This is a genomic window from Blautia argi (assembly GCF_003287895.1).
GTDB lineage: Bacteria > Bacillota > Clostridia > Lachnospirales > Lachnospiraceae > Blautia > Blautia argi.
The window spans coordinates 2,705,890-2,723,602 of the sequence record NZ_CP030280.1 but is presented as its reverse complement, the minus strand read 5'-3'; the positions used below and the strand labels follow the sequence as shown (position 1 = coordinate 2,723,602).

The following is a 17,713-nucleotide window of genomic DNA, read 5'->3' as shown; positions in this document are numbered from 1 at the left end:
AAGACGTGGAAGAAATCATAGAGGGATATGTAGACCATATTATATACCGTAATCAGGACAATGGATATACAGTTGCCTGTTTGGTTGTAGATGGAGAGGAGCTGACCTGTGTAGGAACCTTTCAGTTTTTAAATGAAGGAGAAAATATTAGGGCAAAAGGGCATTATACAGAACATCCGTCCTATGGACAGCAGTTTTCCGTATATTCTTATGAAGCAGTGATTCCCCAGGATTCTTTGGCTATGGAGCGCTATCTGGGGTCAGGAGCTATAAAGGGAGTAGGCGCAGCTCTGGCTGCCAGAATCGTGAAAAAATTCGGAGAGGACACACTGAGAATTATTGATGAAGAGCCGGAGCGGCTTGCTGAGATAAAGGGTATCAGTGAAAGAAAGGCCAGAGAAATTGCCGAACAGGTGGAGGAAAAGTCAGATATGAGGAAAGCCATGATGTTTTTGCAGCAATATGGCATTTCTCAGAACCTGGGGGCAAAAATCTATCAGCAGTACAAGCAGGATATGTATCGAATCCTCAAAGAAAATCCTTACAAAATGGCTGAAGATATCAGCGGGGTGGGATTTAAGATTGCAGATGAAATTGCAGCCAGAATCGGGATTCATACAGATTCTGATTATCGTATCAGAAGCGGCCTTTTGTACATATTATTGCAGTCCACGGTGGAGGGGCATGTGTATCTTCCGCAGAAGATTTTGCTGCAGAGGGCAGAGGGGCTGCTGGGAGTAAAGGCACAGTATATGGAAAAACACATTGCAGACCTTTCCATTGACCGAAAAATTGTTTTAAAAGAAATAGAAACACAGGCAGGCAAAGAGCGTATTGTATACGCCAGCCAGTATTATCAGACAGAACTTCATACAGCCCAGATGCTTCATGAGCTGAATTTAAAGGATACGGCAGATGACCGTGTGATTCAGGATAAAATCAGGAGAATCCAGAAAAGCGAAAATATCGAGCTTGATGAAATGCAGCAAAAGGCAGTGGCAGAAGCTGTAAAAAATGGATTACTGATTGTTACCGGAGGCCCCGGAACAGGAAAGACTACAACCATTAACGCGATTATCCGTTATTTCGAGATGGAGGGCTTGGACATTGCCCTGGCAGCGCCTACAGGAAGAGCGGCAAAGCGTATGACAGAGGCAACCGGATATGATGCAAAGACCATACACCGCCTTTTGGAATTATCGGGAATGCCGGAGGAATCTTCAGGAGGGATTTACTTTGAGAGAAATGCCCAGAATCCTCTGGAAGCAGATGTGATTATCATAGACGAAATGTCTATGGTGGATATTTTCCTCATGCATGCCCTTTTATCAGCCATTGTATCAGGTACCAGGCTGATTTTGGTAGGCGATGTGAATCAGCTTCCCAGCGTGGGACCGGGAAGTGTTCTGAAGGATATTATTTCTTCCGGAAAATTTTCAGTAGTGGAACTGGTAAAAATCTTCCGTCAGGCGTCCCAAAGCGATATTGTGGTGAATGCACATAAAATTAATCAGGGCATTCCCGTTTCCCTGGATAATAAGAGCATGGATTTCTTCTTTTTAAAGAGATACGACGCCAATGTTATCATCAGCGTGCTGATTACGCTGATACAGAAAAAACTTCCGAAATTTGTTGATGCAGAGCCCTATGATATTCAGGTGCTGACTCCTATGCGGAAAGGACTTTTGGGAGTAGAGCGGCTGAATGTGATTTTACAGCAGTATCTGAATCCGCCGGAAAAGGAAAAGAAAGAAAAGGAATACAGAAACGGCCTTTTCCGTGAAGGCGATAAGGTAATGCAGATTAAAAATAATTATCAGATTGAGTGGGAAGTCAGGGGACTGTATGGGATTCCGGTAGAAAAGGGCGTGGGCGTCTTTAATGGAGATACCGGTATTCTGAGAGAAATCAATGCTTTTGCAGAAACTGTTACCGTAGAGTTTGAGGAGCGGAAATTTGTGGAATATTCTTTCAAACAACTGGACGAGCTGGAACTGGCATATGCAATTACTATACATAAAGCGCAGGGAAGCGAATATCCGGCAGTGGTGATTCCCCTTCTGGGAGGACCTAAAATGTTAATGAACCGGAATTTGCTTTATACGGCAGTGACCCGTGCCAGAAAATGTGTAACTCTGGTGGGAGATGAGAACACTTTTTATGAAATGGAAAACAACCGCATGGAGCAAAACAGGTATACGACCCTGGATTTGCGTATAAAGGAGAGCTATTGATAAGCAAAGCAGGAAAATTATTTTTAGATATTCTGTACCCCAGGCGCTGCCCTGTCTGTCATGATATTGCAATGCCAAGGGGGAGCAGAATTTGCAAAGGCTGCAGGGGAAAATTAAAGCCTGTGACAGGACCCAGATGCTTTAAATGTTCTAAGCCTCTGAAAAGTGGGGAGCAGGAATACTGCAGAGATTGTCAAAAATCGCGTCTTTTTGATGAGGGAATCGGAATATTCCCTTACAGTTCAATTCTTCAGGAATCTTTATTTAAGCTGAAATACGGAAAGCGGCAGGAATACGGCAGCTTTTATGGACAAATCGCAGCAGTTTATTCACGTGAACTTATAAAAAAATGGAAGATAGAGGTACTTATCCCCATTCCTCTGCATCAAAAGAGAATAGAAAAAAGAGGATATAACCAGGCAGAGCTTATTGCAGAAGCATTAGGAAGAAGCCTGCAGCTTCCGGTTGATTCCTGTCTTATCAAAAGAAAAGTCAATACCAGACCGCAAAAGGAATTGGATTATAAAGAAAGAAAACGGAATATGAAGGGCGCTTTTTCTCTTTCAAAAAAGAATCCTTATCATTGCGTTTTGCTGGTAGATGATATTTATACAACCGGAACAACCATGGAGGCGGCTGCAAAGCTTTTAAAAGACAGCGGAACAGAAAGGGTATTCTTCCTTACCATTGCCATAGGCGCAGATAGCTGAAAGGTCTTGATTCACTTGTCAGGAATATGCTATAATGCAATATGTATGATTGTAAGTTTTTCAAAAGGATAAACTTGGAAAGAGGTACGTTATGCTAAATAACCAGAAAATCAAGAAAATGCATAAATTGGCTGTTTATGAGTCCGGAGAGGGGAAAAAGCATCTTGCCATAAGCAATTACTATAGAAGTGATTATATCGGACTGGCATTAATCAAAAATTTTTTTCTGACGACCATAGCCTATGGATTGCTGCTGATGATTTATTTTGGATATAGAAGTGAGTATTTTATGGAAAACATTCATAAAATGAATCTGGTTTTTATGGCAGCAGAGGTGATCGGGCTGTATATTATTCTGTTAGTTGCTTACAGTATTCTGACATATGTTTACTGTTCTGTGAAGTATTCCAAAGCACAGAAGGGAATCCAGGAATACTACAGAGGTCTGACGCAGATGAAGAAAGCCTACGACCGAGAGGAAAGAAGAAACGGAAGAATTACAGGGAGGAGAACAAAAGAATGACCGTATTGTTGGAGTTAAAGCAGAAAATAAAAGAATTTTACAGCGAGCATGATGTGCTGCTTCTTTCTGTATTTAAGTTTTTTCTGGCTTTTCTGTTGTTTAACAGCATTAATTCCAGTCTGGGATTTATGGAAAAACTGGATAATATTTTTATTGTGTTGATTTTATCTATCATTTGCGCCGTACTTCCGGTAAATGTTATGACCGTGATTGGCTGTGTCCTGATTGTTCTGCATTGTTACGCAGTAGGACTTGAAGTGGCCGGATTTGCAGCTCTTTTGATTATTTTGCTGCTGATTTTATTTTTAAGATTTACATCAGAGGATAATCTGGCTCTGGTGCTTACACCTGCAGCCTTTCGCTTCCATATTTCAGCGGCTGTTCCCATTGGAGGAGGACTTTTAAGAGGTCCGGCCTGTGTTGTGCCTGCAGGCTGCGGGGTGATTTTATATTTTTTCATGCAGGTGGTAAAAGATAAAAGCACAGTTCTGCAGGGAAAAGAAACAGAAGCAGTACAAAAGCTGCAAATCTTGTTAGATGGTTTGATGAAAAATCAGGAAATGTGGCTGAATGTGCTGGCGTTTGTTGTGGTACTTATGCTGGTTTATACTATTTCCAGATGCTCTTTTGATTATTCTTGGAGAGTGGCAAATGCAGTAGGAGCTGTGGTTTATATTGTTATTATGATCTTAGGAGGCATGTTCCTCAATGTGGATATTTCTATGGGAAGTGTTATCTTATCAGCAGTTCTGTCCCTGATCATAGGATTTGTGCTGGAGTTTGCAGTTCTTGGTGTGGATTATTCCAGAAGTGAGAAGACACAATTTGAAGATGATGAATATGTCTATTATGTAAAAGCAGTTCCGAAGTCTTATGTGGCACAGAAAGAGAAGAGTATAAAAACAATTTCATCTGATTATGATAGAAAACCGGAGGAAGAACCGGACGATGATGCGATTCCTGTAGAGCGTGTGAATGAAGAGAATTTTGACTTTGAAAAGCAGCTGGAGGAATCATTAAAGGATTTGTAAATATCAGGTATCTGCCTCTGAAACAGAAAAAAAGAAACGTTGCTGAAGAAAGGGGAGGTGAAGAAAATGGGCAGGATTTTTGATTTTCTGGAAAATTATTTTGGCGCCTTTGCGTCCTTTTCCACGATTCGCTGGATTGATATTGTAGAAATACTGCTGATAGCAGTATTTGTATATCAGTTCATGCTTTGGATTAGAAATACCAGAGCCTATTCTCTTTTAAAGGGTATTTTAATTGTATTAGTATTTACGTTTATTGCATATCTTCTGGAAATGAACACCATTTTATGGTTGGTGTACAATGCCGGTGGATATGCCATTACGGCAATTCTGATTATTTTTCAGCCGGAGCTTAGAAAAGCGCTGGAAGAACTGGGACATAAGAAAATTGTGAGTACCCTGATTCCCTTTGACAGTAATAAAAAAGAAGAAACAGGACGTTTCAGTGACAGAACGGTGAATGAAATTGTACGCGCCAGTTTTGAAATGGGTGCAGTAAAGACTGGAGCATTGATTGTTATTGAAGAAGATACCATTTTAAATGAGTTTATCAGAACCGGGATTAATCTGGACTCTTTAATCAGCAGTCAGCTGTTAATTAATATTTTTGAACATAATACACCGCTTCATGACGGAGCAGTCATTGTAAGGGGTGACAGAATTGTAGCAGCAACCTGTTATCTGCCGCTGTCGGATAATCTGGAACTGAATAAAAATCTGGGAACCAGGCACAGAGCCGGAGTGGGTATCAGTGAGGTCAGTGATTCCCTTACCATTATTGTGTCAGAAGAAACGGGAAGAGTTTCTGTGGCAAACCGGGGCAGACTTCAGGTCGGTGTGACAAAAGAGGAATTAAGGGAAATCCTGAAAGTAGAACAGAATAACGTAAAACAGGAAAAACTGAAAAATAAAAGAAAGTTTTGGAAGGGACTGATGAAGAATGAAAAAAAGTCTGATGAATAAATTTACACTGAAAATTCTTTCCCTGTTTATTGCGGTTCTTATTTGGCTGATTGTCAAAAATGTTCAGGATCCTGTGATTGTTCAAACCTTTTATGAGATTCCGGTAACCCTGGTCAATGAATCTTATCTGGCAAATGATATGAAGATTCCTCTGCTTATGGAAGGAAACGATACGGTAAAGGTACGCATCAAAGCAGCGGAAAGTGTAATAAAGGATTTAAAAAAAGAAGATATTATAGCGCAGGCAGATATGACTCAAATTTACATGGAAGGGACTCCGAAAATGGTGCCGGTAGAGGTTTCCTGTAAAAATATCAGTGATGACAATCTTACGGTAACGCCCAGAAATATTCAGGTAGATATTGAAAATCAGACAAGTGTGGAGAAGACCATTGCAATCAATACCGGAGATACAACGCCGGACAAGGATTATGAGGTGGGAAATCTCCAGGCGAATCCTGCAAAGGTGACGATTTCAGGTCCGGACTCCATTGTGAATAAAATTGATAAAGTTGTGGCAAAGATTGATGTTACAGGCATGAAGAGCGAAAATGACGGAGAGATAGATTCTGAACTGAAAATATATGATAAAAACCAGGAAGAACTTTCAGAAAAGCAACTGTCGTATCTGAATCTGGCAGGAATCCATAACAATCAGATAAAGGTTCAGACAGAGTTCTGGAAAGTGAAGAAAAATGTGCAGCTTCAGGCAGAATACAGTGGTTCGCCGAAATATGGATATGAAGTGGATTCTGTCAGCGTGGTGCCGGAAACCGTGAGTCTGGCAGGTACAGATGAGGAGCTGCAAAGGCTGGCAGAGCTGGGAAATGTACTAACCATACCGGGTGGCTATATAGATGTTTCCGGTCGGGATTCAGACTTTGATGTAGAGGTTGATATCAGTGAACTGCTTCCGGAGGATATGCGTCTGGCAAGGGATATTAACAGCACGGTGATTGCAACAGTGAAGATATTGCCTTATAACAGCAGAGATTATGAGGTATCTCCAACACAGATTAAGGTGGAGAACAAGCCGGAGGATATGAATTACAAATTTGAACCGGATAAGGTGATTGCCCGCATCAAAGCAAAAGAGGAAGATTTGGATAACCTGAAGACAGAGGATATTCAGATGAAGATTAATTTGAAAGATGTCAAAGCAGGAGAAAATACTTTGCCGGTATCTGTATCCCTGCCTAAAGGATATGAACTGGTAGAGGATATTACTGTTAAGGTAACGTTGATTGAAGCATCTGAAAAATAGAAGAGGACAGGAAGTGAGTCTATGGTTAGTCAAAAAGTAACGATTACAAATCCCACAGGTCTTCATTTAAGACCAGCAGGACTTTTGTGTAAAGAAGCTATGAAATTCAAGTCGCTGATTACCTTTCGTTTTAAGGGGAATACTGCAAATGCAAAAAGTGTTTTGAGCGTACTTGGCGCATGTATCAAGTGTGGAAATGAAATAGAGCTTATCTGCGAAGGGGAAGATGAAGAAACTGCCTTAAAGACGTTGGTGGCGGCAATAGAGAGCGGACTTGGAGAATAGGAAAAGAAGGGCTGTTGTTTTGAGCGATGGTCCTTTTCTTTATAGAAAAAATAAAAAGAGGGTACGGGAGAGAAAAAATGGTACATAATAATATAAAAAAGGGAGTGAAGGACGGGATTCCCATTGGCATTGGTTATTTTTCAGTGAGTTTTACCTTTGGAATGCTGGCAGTGAAGGATGGAATTTCCCCTTTTCATGCAGTTTTGATTTCGCTGTTGAATCTGACATCAGCAGGGCAGTTTGCCGGATTAAATGTCATTGTTTCCGGAGCATCTCTTATGGAGATGGCACTTACACAGCTGGTAGTGAATATTCGATATGCACTGATGTCCCTGTCTTTATCACAGAAGCTGGATGCTTCTGTAAGTCTGGCTGACCGTATGTTGATTGCCTATGGAAATACAGATGAAATTTTTGCAGTGGCAAGTTCCAAGCCGGGGACTGTGGGAAAATGGTATATGTATGGACTTATGCTGCTTCCGGTCATAGGCTGGAGCGGAGGAACTCTGGCAGGAGCTGTGGCGGGCACCTTGCTTCCGGCAGATATTATCAGCGCTCTTGGTATTGCGCTTTACGGTATGTTTATTGCTATTGTAGTTCCTGTGGCAAAGGAACACAGAGAAATTGCAGTTGTAACCGTGACAGCACTGATACTGAGTACAACCTTTTACTATCTGCCTGTACTGAAGGAGATTTCTTCCGGTTTTTCTATGATTCTTTGCACAATATTGGCAGCCGGGCTTGGGGCTGTACTTTTCCCGGTCAAGGAGGAAGAGAAATGATTTACATCTATATTTTGGTAATGGCAGGTGTCACATATTTGATTCGTATGTTGCCATTGACTTTGATTCAGAAGAAGATTTCCAATGTCTATGTTCGTTCTTTCTTATATTATGTGCCCTATACCTGTCTGACAGCTATGACCTTTCCGGCGATTTTATATGCAACGAAATCTCCGCTTTCGGCGCTTGCAGGCTTTGTCATGGCTGTACTGCTGGCCTTAAAGAAAAAAAGTCTGGTAACTGTGGCTTTGTTTTCCTGCGGGGCAGTGTTCGTGGCAGAAAGAATTATGGAATTGCTATGATTTTTTTCAGGGTCTCATTTTTTTCAGGATACACATAAATCAGGTATGCTTCCGCAAATGCTCCAAAATATGACGGATGGGAGCAGTCAGTTTCCAGGAAGTAGAAGAGGTAAGCAGTTCAAGAGTATCGGATAGTACTTCTATTTGTTTTCTGGATTCCTCTAACTGTTTTTGGCAATCCGTCAAATGCTTTGTTAGTTTTTCGATTCTAACGGAATCAGATTCTGCAGTAAGGAGAGAGTCCTGAATAAACGAGTCGCAGAATATATGCTGTTGAGTGAGCTTATAATATGATTTTGCTGTAAAACCATAAGTATTTTCCAGTACTTCAGCGGTGGAAGGGCTGTTTAAAAGCTCTTCCAGCTTCATGATGCCAAGTATAGGATTTGCTTTGCCGCCATAATTACAGTTACAGAGTAAAAAAGCCTGTTCACAGAGCAGTTCTTCGCGGGAAGAGGCTTCTGCTTTGCGAAAATAAGGACGGAAGGTACGGACAAACAGCTCTGGATTCATGTCATCAAAAAAATGTTTGCGAACTAGTAAATATTCGTTCAGATATCTGGTTGTATCTTCTTCTGTTACGGAACTTGTATTCAATGCAGAGGAGGACAAAAAGCGACGCATAGCAGTTAGTTTTTCTTCCATAACAAAAATCGGATATTTTTTTGCAATGCGAATCCAGTAATCAAAATCGTGGACTTGGCGATAAGCAGGGTTAAATGCGCCGATTTCCTGTTGTATTTTAGTTTTCATTAACAGAGAAGGGTGAGAAAGACAATTTCCATGTATAAAGAAAAATTCCAGCCAGTGTTCCTGGCAAGAAGGGTGTTGTCCGTTAAACAGGTTGTAAAGATCTTGCTCTGAAGTATTAATATTTTTTCCGTTTTCATCAATCAAATCTGTCCAGGAAAAACATATCTCACAATCAGGTGTTTTTTGCATAAAGTTCAGCTGCTTTTGAAGTTTATCAGGATACCAGATATCATCACTGTCTATTCTTGCAAGATATTCCCCGGTTACTTTGCTGAAACCGAAATTTGTAGCATGGCAAATATGACGGTTTTGGGTTAAAAAATAATATTCAATACGGGAATCTTTTGCTGCATAATCAGCTATGATTTTCTGTGAGTTATCTGTAGAACCATCATCTACAATAACGAATTGAATATTTCGGTAGGATTGCGCCAGAACGCTTTCAATTGCCAGGGGAAGATGTATTTCATGATTATAGTTTACCATTAAAATACTTATTTTAGGGTTAAACATAGGACACCTCGATTTTATTATTACTGTCAGAGTATCACGGTGTGGAACATTTGTAAAGTGATATATAATTTGAAGAATATAGAGGGAAATCTCGGAGATTGAAAAAGCTTTAAGGAAGTGCTATAATACAACATAACTGAATATACAGTACAAGAATAAATGATTGGAGGATAAACTGTGTCAGTATATGTACAGAATTTTTTAAAATTCCGGCCACTTCTTAAAGAACTGGTTACAAGAGATATTAAGACAAAGTACAGACGATCCATTTTAGGTGTATTATGGACTCTTTTGAACCCTTTGCTGATGATGCTTGTGTTGTCAGTGGTATTTTCTCATATTTTTAAATTTCAGGTAGAAAATTATCCACTTTATATTTTAAGTGGACAGGTTGTGTTTAACTTTTTCTCAGAGTCAACGTCAAGTGCAATGTCTTCAATTATTCAAAATGCACCTTTGATTAAGAAAGTATATATTCCCAAATATTTGTTTACTCTTTCAAGAGTAGCATCGAGTATTGTCAATGTTATGGCTTCTTTTTGCGCTTTAATTGTCGTAATGATATTTTCAGATGTGGAACTTAATTTTACTGTTTTATTACTGATTGTACCAATGGCAATACTCATTGTGCTTTCTACAGGTGTCGGATTGCTGTTGGCAACAATTGCAGTAAAATTCAGAGATATTATTCATTTATACGGAGTTTTGATTACGGCACTGACATATTTAACTCCTGTTATTTATCCAATATCAATTCTTTCACCCAAAATAAGATTTTTTGTAGAATTGAATCCGCTAACAGGAATTTTAAATATGTTTAGAAATTTGATGCTTTATAATACATTACCTACTTTGGGGCAGCTTTTGATAAGTTCAGTGATAGCAGTAGGAACATTTTTATTTGGATTATTTGTATTTTATAAGAGTCAGGATAAATTTATTCTTAATATTTAGGAGAGAAAATATGTCAGAGATTATGGTGGAAGTTTCAAATGTTTCCGTAAGGTTTCATTTATCGCGGGAACGGATTGACAGCATAAAAGAATATATTATAAAGAAAATTAAAAAGCAGATAGAATACGATGAGTTTATGGCACTTCAGAATGTAAGTCTGACTGTAGAAAAGGTGAATCGGTTGCATTGATTGGACTCAACGGATGCGGGAAAAGTACATTGTTAAAAACTGTAGCAGGTGTATTAAAGCCATATACAGGAAGTGTCAAAGTTTATGGGACAGTAGCACCCTTAATTGAACTGGGAGCAGGATTTGACCATGATTTGACTGCGAGAGAGAATATTTTCCTGAATGGGGCAATTCTGGGATATGACAGGAAATCTATGGAAGCACATTATGAGGATATTGTAGAGTTTTCAGAACTCAGAGATTTTATGGACGTTCCAATTAAGAATTTTTCGTCTGGTATGCTTGCACGTCTTGCTTTTGCAATTGCAACGATAGGTACTCCTGATATTTTGATCGTAGATGAAGTGCTTTCTGTTGGAGATTTTAGATTTCAGCAAAAATGCGAGAAGCGTATTCAGCAGATGATGAAAAAGGATACGTCTATTTTATTTGTATCCCACAGTATTGAACAGGTTAAAAAGCTGTGTACGAAAACAGTATGGATTGAAAAAGGGCATGTTCGAATGATTGGACCCACAGAAGAAGTATGTGCTCTTTATGAACAGGCATATTAAAAGAAGGTCAGAGTGAGGTTTATATGAAAAAAATAGCAAAGAGAATAATCATCATGCTTCTTATGGTAACAGTTGGGGCTGTTCATGCATATGGACAGTGGAAACAACCAATATATGATATGACTGTAGATGCAGCAGCTTATCAGAATGTAGGAGAAATCAGCAATGGAGCAGAGATAGAACAGGAATTTGTAGTGCATTATAATGGAATGAACGGACTTCTGATTCGTACTTCTACCTGGGGACGGTCAAACGATAAACAGTTGACATATGAATTGGTAAATGTTAAAGATGATTCTGTTGTAGCGGAAGGCAAGTTGAAAATTTCAGAATTTGTAGATAACGATTATAAAGAGATTTCTTTTCCAGAGGTGAAGAACAGTAAAGAAAATCAGTACCGTCTTACGATTAGAGGGGACGGGGTTGATACAGGAGAAGGAATCAGTATTTTTACCACAAAAAAAGAAAACAGTGCAAAGTCCTTAAAAATAAATGGAACAGAACAGAATCAGGCGCTTGTTCTGAAAGTACTGGCAAAAGAGTTTAATATCAAGGATTTTATTGTTTTGATTGGTCTACTGTTATATGTAGTTGGATTTGTTAAACTGTTGTATAAATTTTTAAAATAAGAAATAGACAGATTGGAGAAAACATGCAGTATAAAAGTTGTATTGATGTAATCAAATACCGGATAAAGCCTGATGAATCTTATATTCGGGTCAATGGTTGGGCGTTTGAAAAGAATGGACAGCCTTTTGAACTAATTACAGAAATTAATGGAAAAGTAGTTGCCAATAGATTAAAAAAAATTAAAAGACCAGACGTGGTAAAAAAATTCAAACATTTTGCTGTAGATAAAATGTGCGGTTTTCATATAAAGGTATATGTAGACCCAGAAGAAACAATTGAAGAATTCCAGTTTTATATCCAGGCTGAGGGAAAGAAAAAGCTGATAAAGAAATTGGAAAAACAGGAAATATTGGATATTGTTGACAGAAGCAGCATATCACATAATATTGACCAATACTATATTGATAAAGAACATATTGTAGTTTCCGGCTGGACATTTTCAAATATAGAAAATATGTCTGTGAAATATAAAGTGTTTGATAGTGATGAAAAAGAAATAAAATTTACTGCGCAGATTTTAAACAGACCAGATCTTGTTGAGGCCGGATTTGCTTCAAAAGAAAACAGCAGATGTGGATTTCATCTGGAGTTTCCGTATGAAAGAGGAAAAACTTATAAACTGCGTCTATCAGATGGAATAAATGCGATTAATATTCATCTTTTTCCAGAAAAACTTATGCGAAGACAGAAAGTAAAATCAACCATTGGATTTGCAAGACAGGGAATAAAGAAAACAAATCCAAGAACTATAAAAAAGGTTTTTCACTATATGCGGGAAAATGGAGTGAGAGGCCTAAAAGCATACATCATACAGGGAGTAAATCGGAGAGAAAAGCCTTATGCAGAGTGGTTTGCAGAAAATATGCCTTCTGAGGAAGAACTGCAACAACAGAAAACTAAGATTTTTGAAAAACAGCCTAAAATCAGCATCATTGTTCCAACTTACAAGACACCAGAGGGTTTTTTGCGAGAAATGTTAGATTCTGTTGTCAACCAGACATATGCCAACTGGGAATTATGTGTTGCTGACGGCAGTGAAGGGGACAAAACAGTAGAAGAAATTCTGGATAATTATGCGAAAAAGGATAAAAGGATTCGCTATTGTATTTTGGATAAAAATCTTGGTATTGCAGATAACACCAATGCAGCCCTGCAGATGGCCACAGGAGATTATATAGGGTTATTTGATCATGATGATTTGCTGGCTCCCAATGCTTTATATGAAATTGTAGCGGCTCTTCAGGAAGAGGATTATGATATTTTATATACAGATGAAGATAAAATAACCGGTGATGGAAAAGAGCATAATGACCCGAATTTTAAGCCGGATTTCAGTATGGATTTATTCCGTTCTCATAATTACATCACACATTTTTTTGTGGTAAAGCATTCTATTATGAAAAAAATAGGGGGATTTCGTTCAGAATATGACGGTTCTCAGGACTATGATTTAATGTTTCGGTGTATTGAAAATTCAGAAAAAATCAAACATATTCCTATGATTCTTTACCATTGGCGAATTCATCAGAATTCGGTGGCTGGTGATCCGGCGAGTAAGATGTATGCGTATGATGCCGGAAAGAAAGCTATTGAGGCTCATTTGAAGAGAATGCATATTTCTGCAACAGTAGAACACCAGGGACTGTGGGGAATGTATCATGTGAAATATGATACACCTGGGAATCCAATGATTTCCATCGTAATCCCTAATAAAGACCATGTAGAAGACTTGGACACATGTATTCGTTCCATACAGAGTAAAAGCAGTTACAGGAATTTTGAATTTGTTATTGTGGAAAATAACAGTACAGAAAAAGAAACGTTTGCTTATTATGAAAGCATCCAGAAAGAGTTTGATAATGTAAGAGTAGTAACCTGGAAAGGTATTTTTAATTATTCAGCTATCAATAATTTTGGAGTAAACTATACAAATGGAGAGTATCTTTTATTCTTGAATAATGATACAGAGATGATTTCTGAAGATGCATTAAAGGAAATGCTGGGCTGCTGTATGAGAGAAGAGGTTGGAGCTGTGGGGGCAAAGCTTCTGTATGAAGATGATACAGTTCAGCATGCCGGAGTTGTAGTTGGCTTCGGAGGATATGCCGGACATGTCAATACAGGAATTGGACGGGATGACTATGGTTATATGGTCCGGGCAGTGATTAACTGTAACTACAGTGCAGTAACTGCTGCGTGTATGATGACAAGAAAAAGCCTGTTTCTTAGAGGCGGGGGGATTTGATGAACAGTTTGTTGTAGCCTGCAATGACGTGGATTACTGCTTGCAGCTTGGCAAAATGAATAAACTGATTGTGTATAATGCATATGCCGAGTGGTATCATTATGAATCAAAATCAAGGGGATATGAGGATACCCCCGAGAAACTTGCACGTTTTGAGAGTGAAGTGAATAAATTCCAAAAAAAATGGCCGGAAATTCTGGAAAAGGGAGATCCGTATTATAATCCCAACTTCCCAGTTACACAAGCTCCGTTTACTTTAGGTGAAAAAACTAAGTAAGATTAAAGAAAATTTTAGTTGATATCCTTCCTCATTCAAAGTATAATTTTTGTATAATAATATAGGGGTTCGCATACCTGTATTTTACATCAATAGCCGGATTTTTCAAAATCCGGCTACAATTTTTTGCACAGAAAAGGAGCTGCACACTGATTATTTAGTGTGGCAGCCCCAGTTGCGTTTTGTAGGGATTTTATGGTTCTATATCAATTCTTTTTCCCTTTCTTCCTTCTCTTTCGTTCTTTTTTTTCTCTCACGTCTTTTACAATTATCCACATCAGCATAGCACTGAGCCCTGTAAATACGATGACCATGCCCGGCAGTAGCAGGGGAGATACAAAACTTTTTTTTACGGTCTGTGTCTGGAACATGGACATATCTGAAGTGGTTCGTGTTTCTATCTGCAGGGGGAATTCTGCGGAAAGCTGCAGAATTTCTCTTCCCTGATAAGAGTAGGTTCGTACTCTGGCACTTTCCGTGTCCTCCTCTGTTATCAGCATAGCTCCTGTGGAAGCACCTTTGGGGAGAACTGCATAACCGTCAGGTGTGCCGGATTCTGAGGAATTCAGCCAGTACACAGGCTGTCTGGCAAAATTGTCAAAGCCATAGTCAAACAGTTTTCTGGTATCTGTAAAACGCTCATCGCCTTCTGAGCGCATAACAACACAGACCAGAGTCATATCTTCTCTTTTTGCCGCAGTAATCAGGGTATTTCTGGCAGCTTCTGTGTGTCCGGTCTTTCCTGCAAGAGCGCCTTCATAGTGGTATTCCCCTTCTGTGAGAAGTGCATTGTGGTTTTCCAGATTCCGGGGTGTTGAGGTTTTATTAGTTGCCGGAATGGTGTATTTGGCTGCACCGGCGATTTTACAGAAATTTTCGTTTTTTATTGCCTCAGATAAAATCAATGCCAAATCATAGGCAGTAGTGTAATGATTCGGATCCGGCAGACCGTTGGCATTGACAAAATGGGTATTTTTACACCCAAGCTCAGCAGCCCGCTGGTTCATCATATCCGTAAAAGCGCTGACAGATCCGGCTACCTCGACAGCCATTTGGGTACAGACTTCGTTAGCAGAGGCCAGCATAATTGCATAAAGACATTGCTCTACGGTCAGCTCTTCGCCTACCTGGGCATTAATAGTGGAATTACCTGGCGCCAGGTCAGGGAGAATGATATCAGTAAAGGTGATTTTTTTATTGATATTCGAAATGTTTTCCAGGATTAAAAGGGCAGTCATAGCCTTTGTGGTGCTGGCAGGATAACGGATTTCATTCATATCTTTGTCAAAAAGTACCTGTCCTGTGGAAGCTTCCAGAAGAACGCCGGTTTCATCTGCAATTTCAGGTGCAGATGGCCAGCCGGAAACAGAAGGATTCCGGGGCAAAGCGGTTGTATCTGCCTGTGCAGCTTCTGTGGTTTGCTCAGAATTATCTGCTTTTTCGGCAAAGGCCGGAGAAGCCGGTGTAAGTATTAATAAAAATGCCAGCAGAGGGCAAACTAGTTTTTGAAGTTTAAATTTTTTACTCAAATTAATTCCTCCTTTATGCAAATCAATATCAGTATACCATATTAATGGTTTCCTTTAAACAGAAAATGTGTTAGAATAAGGCAGGAATTAGTAATAAATAGTGGGATACACACTAAAATCCAGGTAAAGGCAGGTATCTTTTATGCCAAAGGGAAAGATAGAATGGGGGCGGCTGATAAGCAAAATGTCACCCTATACAATACAAAAGGGACTGCGCTATTTAAAGCACTACGGAGTAAAGGAATTCTGGGTGCGTCTTCATGAGCGGTTTGAACCAGAGGAAGTGCCGTATGGTCCCTGGTATGAAGCATACATACCAACCAGAGAGGAACTGGAAAAGCAGAAAAAGAAAAAATGGAAGTATAATCCCAAAATCAGTATCATTGTTCCAGCTTATAAAACGCCGGAGATGTTTTTACGTCAGATGATAGACAGTCTTCTGGTGCAGACCTATGAAAACTGGGAGCTGTGTATTGCCAATGCCAGCCCGGAGGACGCTTCCATGGAATATGTGCTGAAGGAATATGCGAAAAAAGACAGCAGGATTCTTTGGAAAAAGCTGGAGGAAAATAAAGGTATTGCAGAAAATACAAATGCAGCTTTTGAGATGGCGGGCGGCGAATTTGTAGGACTTTTGGACCATGATGATTTGCTGGCGCCCAATGCACTTTATGAAATTGCGGAAGCGCTGGAAAAAGAGCCGGATCTTGATGTTCTTTATACGGACGAGGATAAGGTTAGGGGCGACGAGATTCTGGAACATTTCCAGCCTCATCTGAAACCGGATTTTAATATAGATTTGTTGCGTTCTAATAATTATATCTGTCATTTTTTTGTTGTGAGAAAGGCCTTGCTTGAAAGAGTAGGGGGATTTCGGAAGGAATATGACGGAGCTCAGGATTATGATTTTATTTTCCGATGTACACAGGCAGCAGGAAAGATTCATCACATTCCGGAGATTTTGTACCACTGGAGAACTCATCAGTCCTCCACAGCAGACAATCCGGTCAGCAAGCTGTATGCCTTTGAGGCGGGAAAGAGAGCCATTGAGGAAAATCTGTGCCAAAACGGGCTTGTGGGAGAGGTGAGCCATACAAAGGATTATGGCTTTTACAGAGTGAAATATCCGGTACAGGGAGAACCTCTGGTTTCTATTATTATTCCCAATAAAGATGCAAAGGAAGATTTGGAAAAATGTATTTGCTCTGTTTTGGAAAAATCTACTTATAAAAATTATGAGATTTTAATTGTGGAAAACAACAGTACCGGAGAGGAGATTTTTCATTATTACAAAGAGATTTCCGAAAATCCTCACATTCGTCTTCTTCGGTGGAAGAGGGAGTTTAATTATTCCGCAATTAATAATTATGCAGCAAAAAAAGCAAAAGGTGAATATTTACTGTTTTTAAACAATGACACAGAGGTTATCACACCGGATTGGATTGAAGAGCTGCTGGGCTTTTGTCAAAGACCGGGGACAGGCATTGTGGGAGCCAGACTATATTTTGGTGATAACACCATTCAGCATGCGGGAACCATTATCGGAATTGGCGGTATTGCGGGACATATGTTTACAGGTATGGAGAGAGAACGCTCCGGATATATGCACAAAGCAGCTCTTATACAGGATTTAAGCGCTGTGACAGCAGCCTGTATGATGGTAAAACGTCAGGTTTTTGAAGAGGTTCAGGGGTTTGAGGAACAGCTTTCTGTTGCCTTTAATGATGTAGATTTCTGTCTTCGGGTGCGGGAAAAGGAGTATCTGGTAGTTTACAATCCCTATGTGGAGCTGTATCACTATGAGTCCAAGAGTCGAGGCACAGAGGACAGCAAGGAAAAGGTGCGTAGATTTCAGTCAGAGATTGAGTTTATGCGCTGCAGATGGGAAACACTTTTAAAGAAGGGGGACCCTTATTACAATAAGAATCTGTCTTTGGTGAAATGGAATTATTCTCTGAAACCAAAAGACTGAAA

Annotated in this window: 16 protein-coding genes and 1 pseudogene; 15 read left to right on the top strand and 2 right to left on the bottom strand. The window is 39.5% G+C overall.

What is annotated here, in order from left to right:
• Nucleotides 1–5: 5 nt before the first annotated feature.
• The 9 genes from recD2 to DQQ01_RS13205 all read left to right on the top strand — a co-directional run bounded on the left by recD2 (nt 6) and on the right by DQQ01_RS13205 (nt 8,094).
• A complete protein-coding gene (recD2, locus tag DQQ01_RS13245; RefSeq protein ID WP_111920404.1) occupies nt 6–2,234 on the top strand; it encodes an SF1B family DNA helicase RecD2 in 2,229 nt (742 codons plus the stop codon).
• A complete protein-coding gene (locus DQQ01_RS13240; protein WP_242980400.1) occupies nt 2,231–2,944 on the top strand; it encodes a ComF family protein in 714 nt (237 codons plus the stop codon). The genes recD2 and DQQ01_RS13240 overlap by 4 nt, the downstream gene beginning before the upstream one ends.
• Before the next feature lie 91 nt (nt 2,945–3,035).
• A complete protein-coding gene (locus DQQ01_RS13235; protein WP_111920403.1) occupies nt 3,036–3,467 on the top strand; it encodes a hypothetical protein in 432 nt (143 codons plus the stop codon).
• Entirely contained in the window at nt 3,464–4,498 is a 1,035-nt protein-coding gene (locus tag DQQ01_RS13230) for a hypothetical protein (RefSeq protein ID WP_111920402.1), read from the top strand. Before DQQ01_RS13235 ends, DQQ01_RS13230 begins: the two co-directional genes overlap by 4 nt.
• 66 nt (nt 4,499–4,564) lie before the next feature.
• Nucleotides 4,565–5,461 (top strand): diadenylate cyclase CdaA, encoded by an 897-nt coding sequence (gene cdaA / locus DQQ01_RS13225; protein WP_111920401.1) that lies wholly within the window; start codon nt 4,565–4,567, stop codon nt 5,459–5,461.
• Entirely contained in the window at nt 5,439–6,725 is a 1,287-nt protein-coding gene (locus tag DQQ01_RS13220; RefSeq protein ID WP_111920400.1) for a CdaR family protein, read from the top strand. Before cdaA ends, DQQ01_RS13220 begins: the two co-directional genes overlap by 23 nt.
• Nucleotides 6,726–6,746: 21 nt before the next feature.
• Nucleotides 6,747–7,010 (top strand): HPr family phosphocarrier protein, encoded by a 264-nt coding sequence (locus DQQ01_RS13215; RefSeq protein ID WP_111920399.1) that lies wholly within the window; start codon nt 6,747–6,749, stop codon nt 7,008–7,010.
• Between the two features lie 77 nt (nt 7,011–7,087).
• Complete coding sequence (locus DQQ01_RS13210; protein ID WP_111920949.1) at nt 7,088–7,792, top strand: AzlC family ABC transporter permease; 705 nt, start codon at nt 7,088–7,090, stop codon at nt 7,790–7,792.
• A complete protein-coding gene (locus DQQ01_RS13205) occupies nt 7,789–8,094 on the top strand; it encodes a branched-chain amino acid transport AzlD family protein (RefSeq protein WP_111920398.1) in 306 nt (101 codons plus the stop codon). The genes DQQ01_RS13210 and DQQ01_RS13205 overlap by 4 nt, the downstream gene beginning before the upstream one ends.
• A 39-nt stretch (nt 8,095–8,133) precedes the next feature.
• On the opposite strand, the gene DQQ01_RS13200 is transcribed toward DQQ01_RS13205, so the two are convergent.
• Nucleotides 8,134–9,360, bottom strand: coding sequence for a glycosyltransferase family 2 protein (locus tag DQQ01_RS13200; protein ID WP_111920397.1), 1,227 nt, complete (start codon nt 9,358–9,360; stop codon nt 8,134–8,136).
• Nucleotides 9,361–9,537: 177 nt separating this feature from the next.
• On the opposite strand from DQQ01_RS13200, the gene DQQ01_RS13195 reads away from it, so the two are divergent.
• The 5 genes and pseudogenes from DQQ01_RS13195 (at nt 9,538) to DQQ01_RS16715 (ending at nt 14,210) form a co-directional block, all read left to right on the top strand.
• Nucleotides 9,538–10,314, top strand: coding sequence for an ABC transporter permease (locus tag DQQ01_RS13195; protein WP_111920396.1), 777 nt, complete (start codon nt 9,538–9,540; stop codon nt 10,312–10,314).
• 10 nt (nt 10,315–10,324) lie between these two features.
• Nucleotides 10,325–11,058, top strand: a pseudogene (locus tag DQQ01_RS13190) (ABC transporter ATP-binding protein).
• A 23-nt stretch (nt 11,059–11,081) separates the two neighbouring features.
• Complete coding sequence (locus DQQ01_RS13185; RefSeq protein ID WP_111920395.1) at nt 11,082–11,687, top strand: hypothetical protein; 606 nt, start codon at nt 11,082–11,084, stop codon at nt 11,685–11,687.
• Between the two features lie 23 nt (nt 11,688–11,710).
• A complete protein-coding gene (locus DQQ01_RS13180) occupies nt 11,711–13,933 on the top strand; it encodes a glycosyltransferase family 2 protein (protein WP_242980398.1) in 2,223 nt (740 codons plus the stop codon).
• 55 nt (nt 13,934–13,988) lie between these two features.
• Nucleotides 13,989–14,210: a hypothetical protein gene (locus tag DQQ01_RS16715; RefSeq protein WP_242980396.1), complete on the top strand. Its 222-nt coding sequence runs from the start codon at nt 13,989–13,991 to the stop codon at nt 14,208–14,210.
• Between the two features lie 206 nt (nt 14,211–14,416).
• On the opposite strand, the gene DQQ01_RS13175 is transcribed toward DQQ01_RS16715, so the two are convergent.
• The gene (locus tag DQQ01_RS13175) at nt 14,417–15,739 is read right to left on the bottom strand and encodes a D-alanyl-D-alanine carboxypeptidase family protein (protein WP_242980394.1); all 1,323 of its coding nucleotides are present in this window, start codon (nt 15,737–15,739) and stop codon (nt 14,417–14,419) included.
• Nucleotides 15,740–15,881: 142 nt separating this feature from the next.
• Here DQQ01_RS13175 and DQQ01_RS13170 point away from each other — a divergent pair, with 142 nt between their 5' ends.
• Entirely contained in the window at nt 15,882–17,711 is a 1,830-nt protein-coding gene (locus tag DQQ01_RS13170) for a glycosyltransferase family 2 protein (RefSeq protein ID WP_111920394.1), read from the top strand.
• The last annotated feature ends 2 nt before the right edge of the window (nt 17,712–17,713 follow it).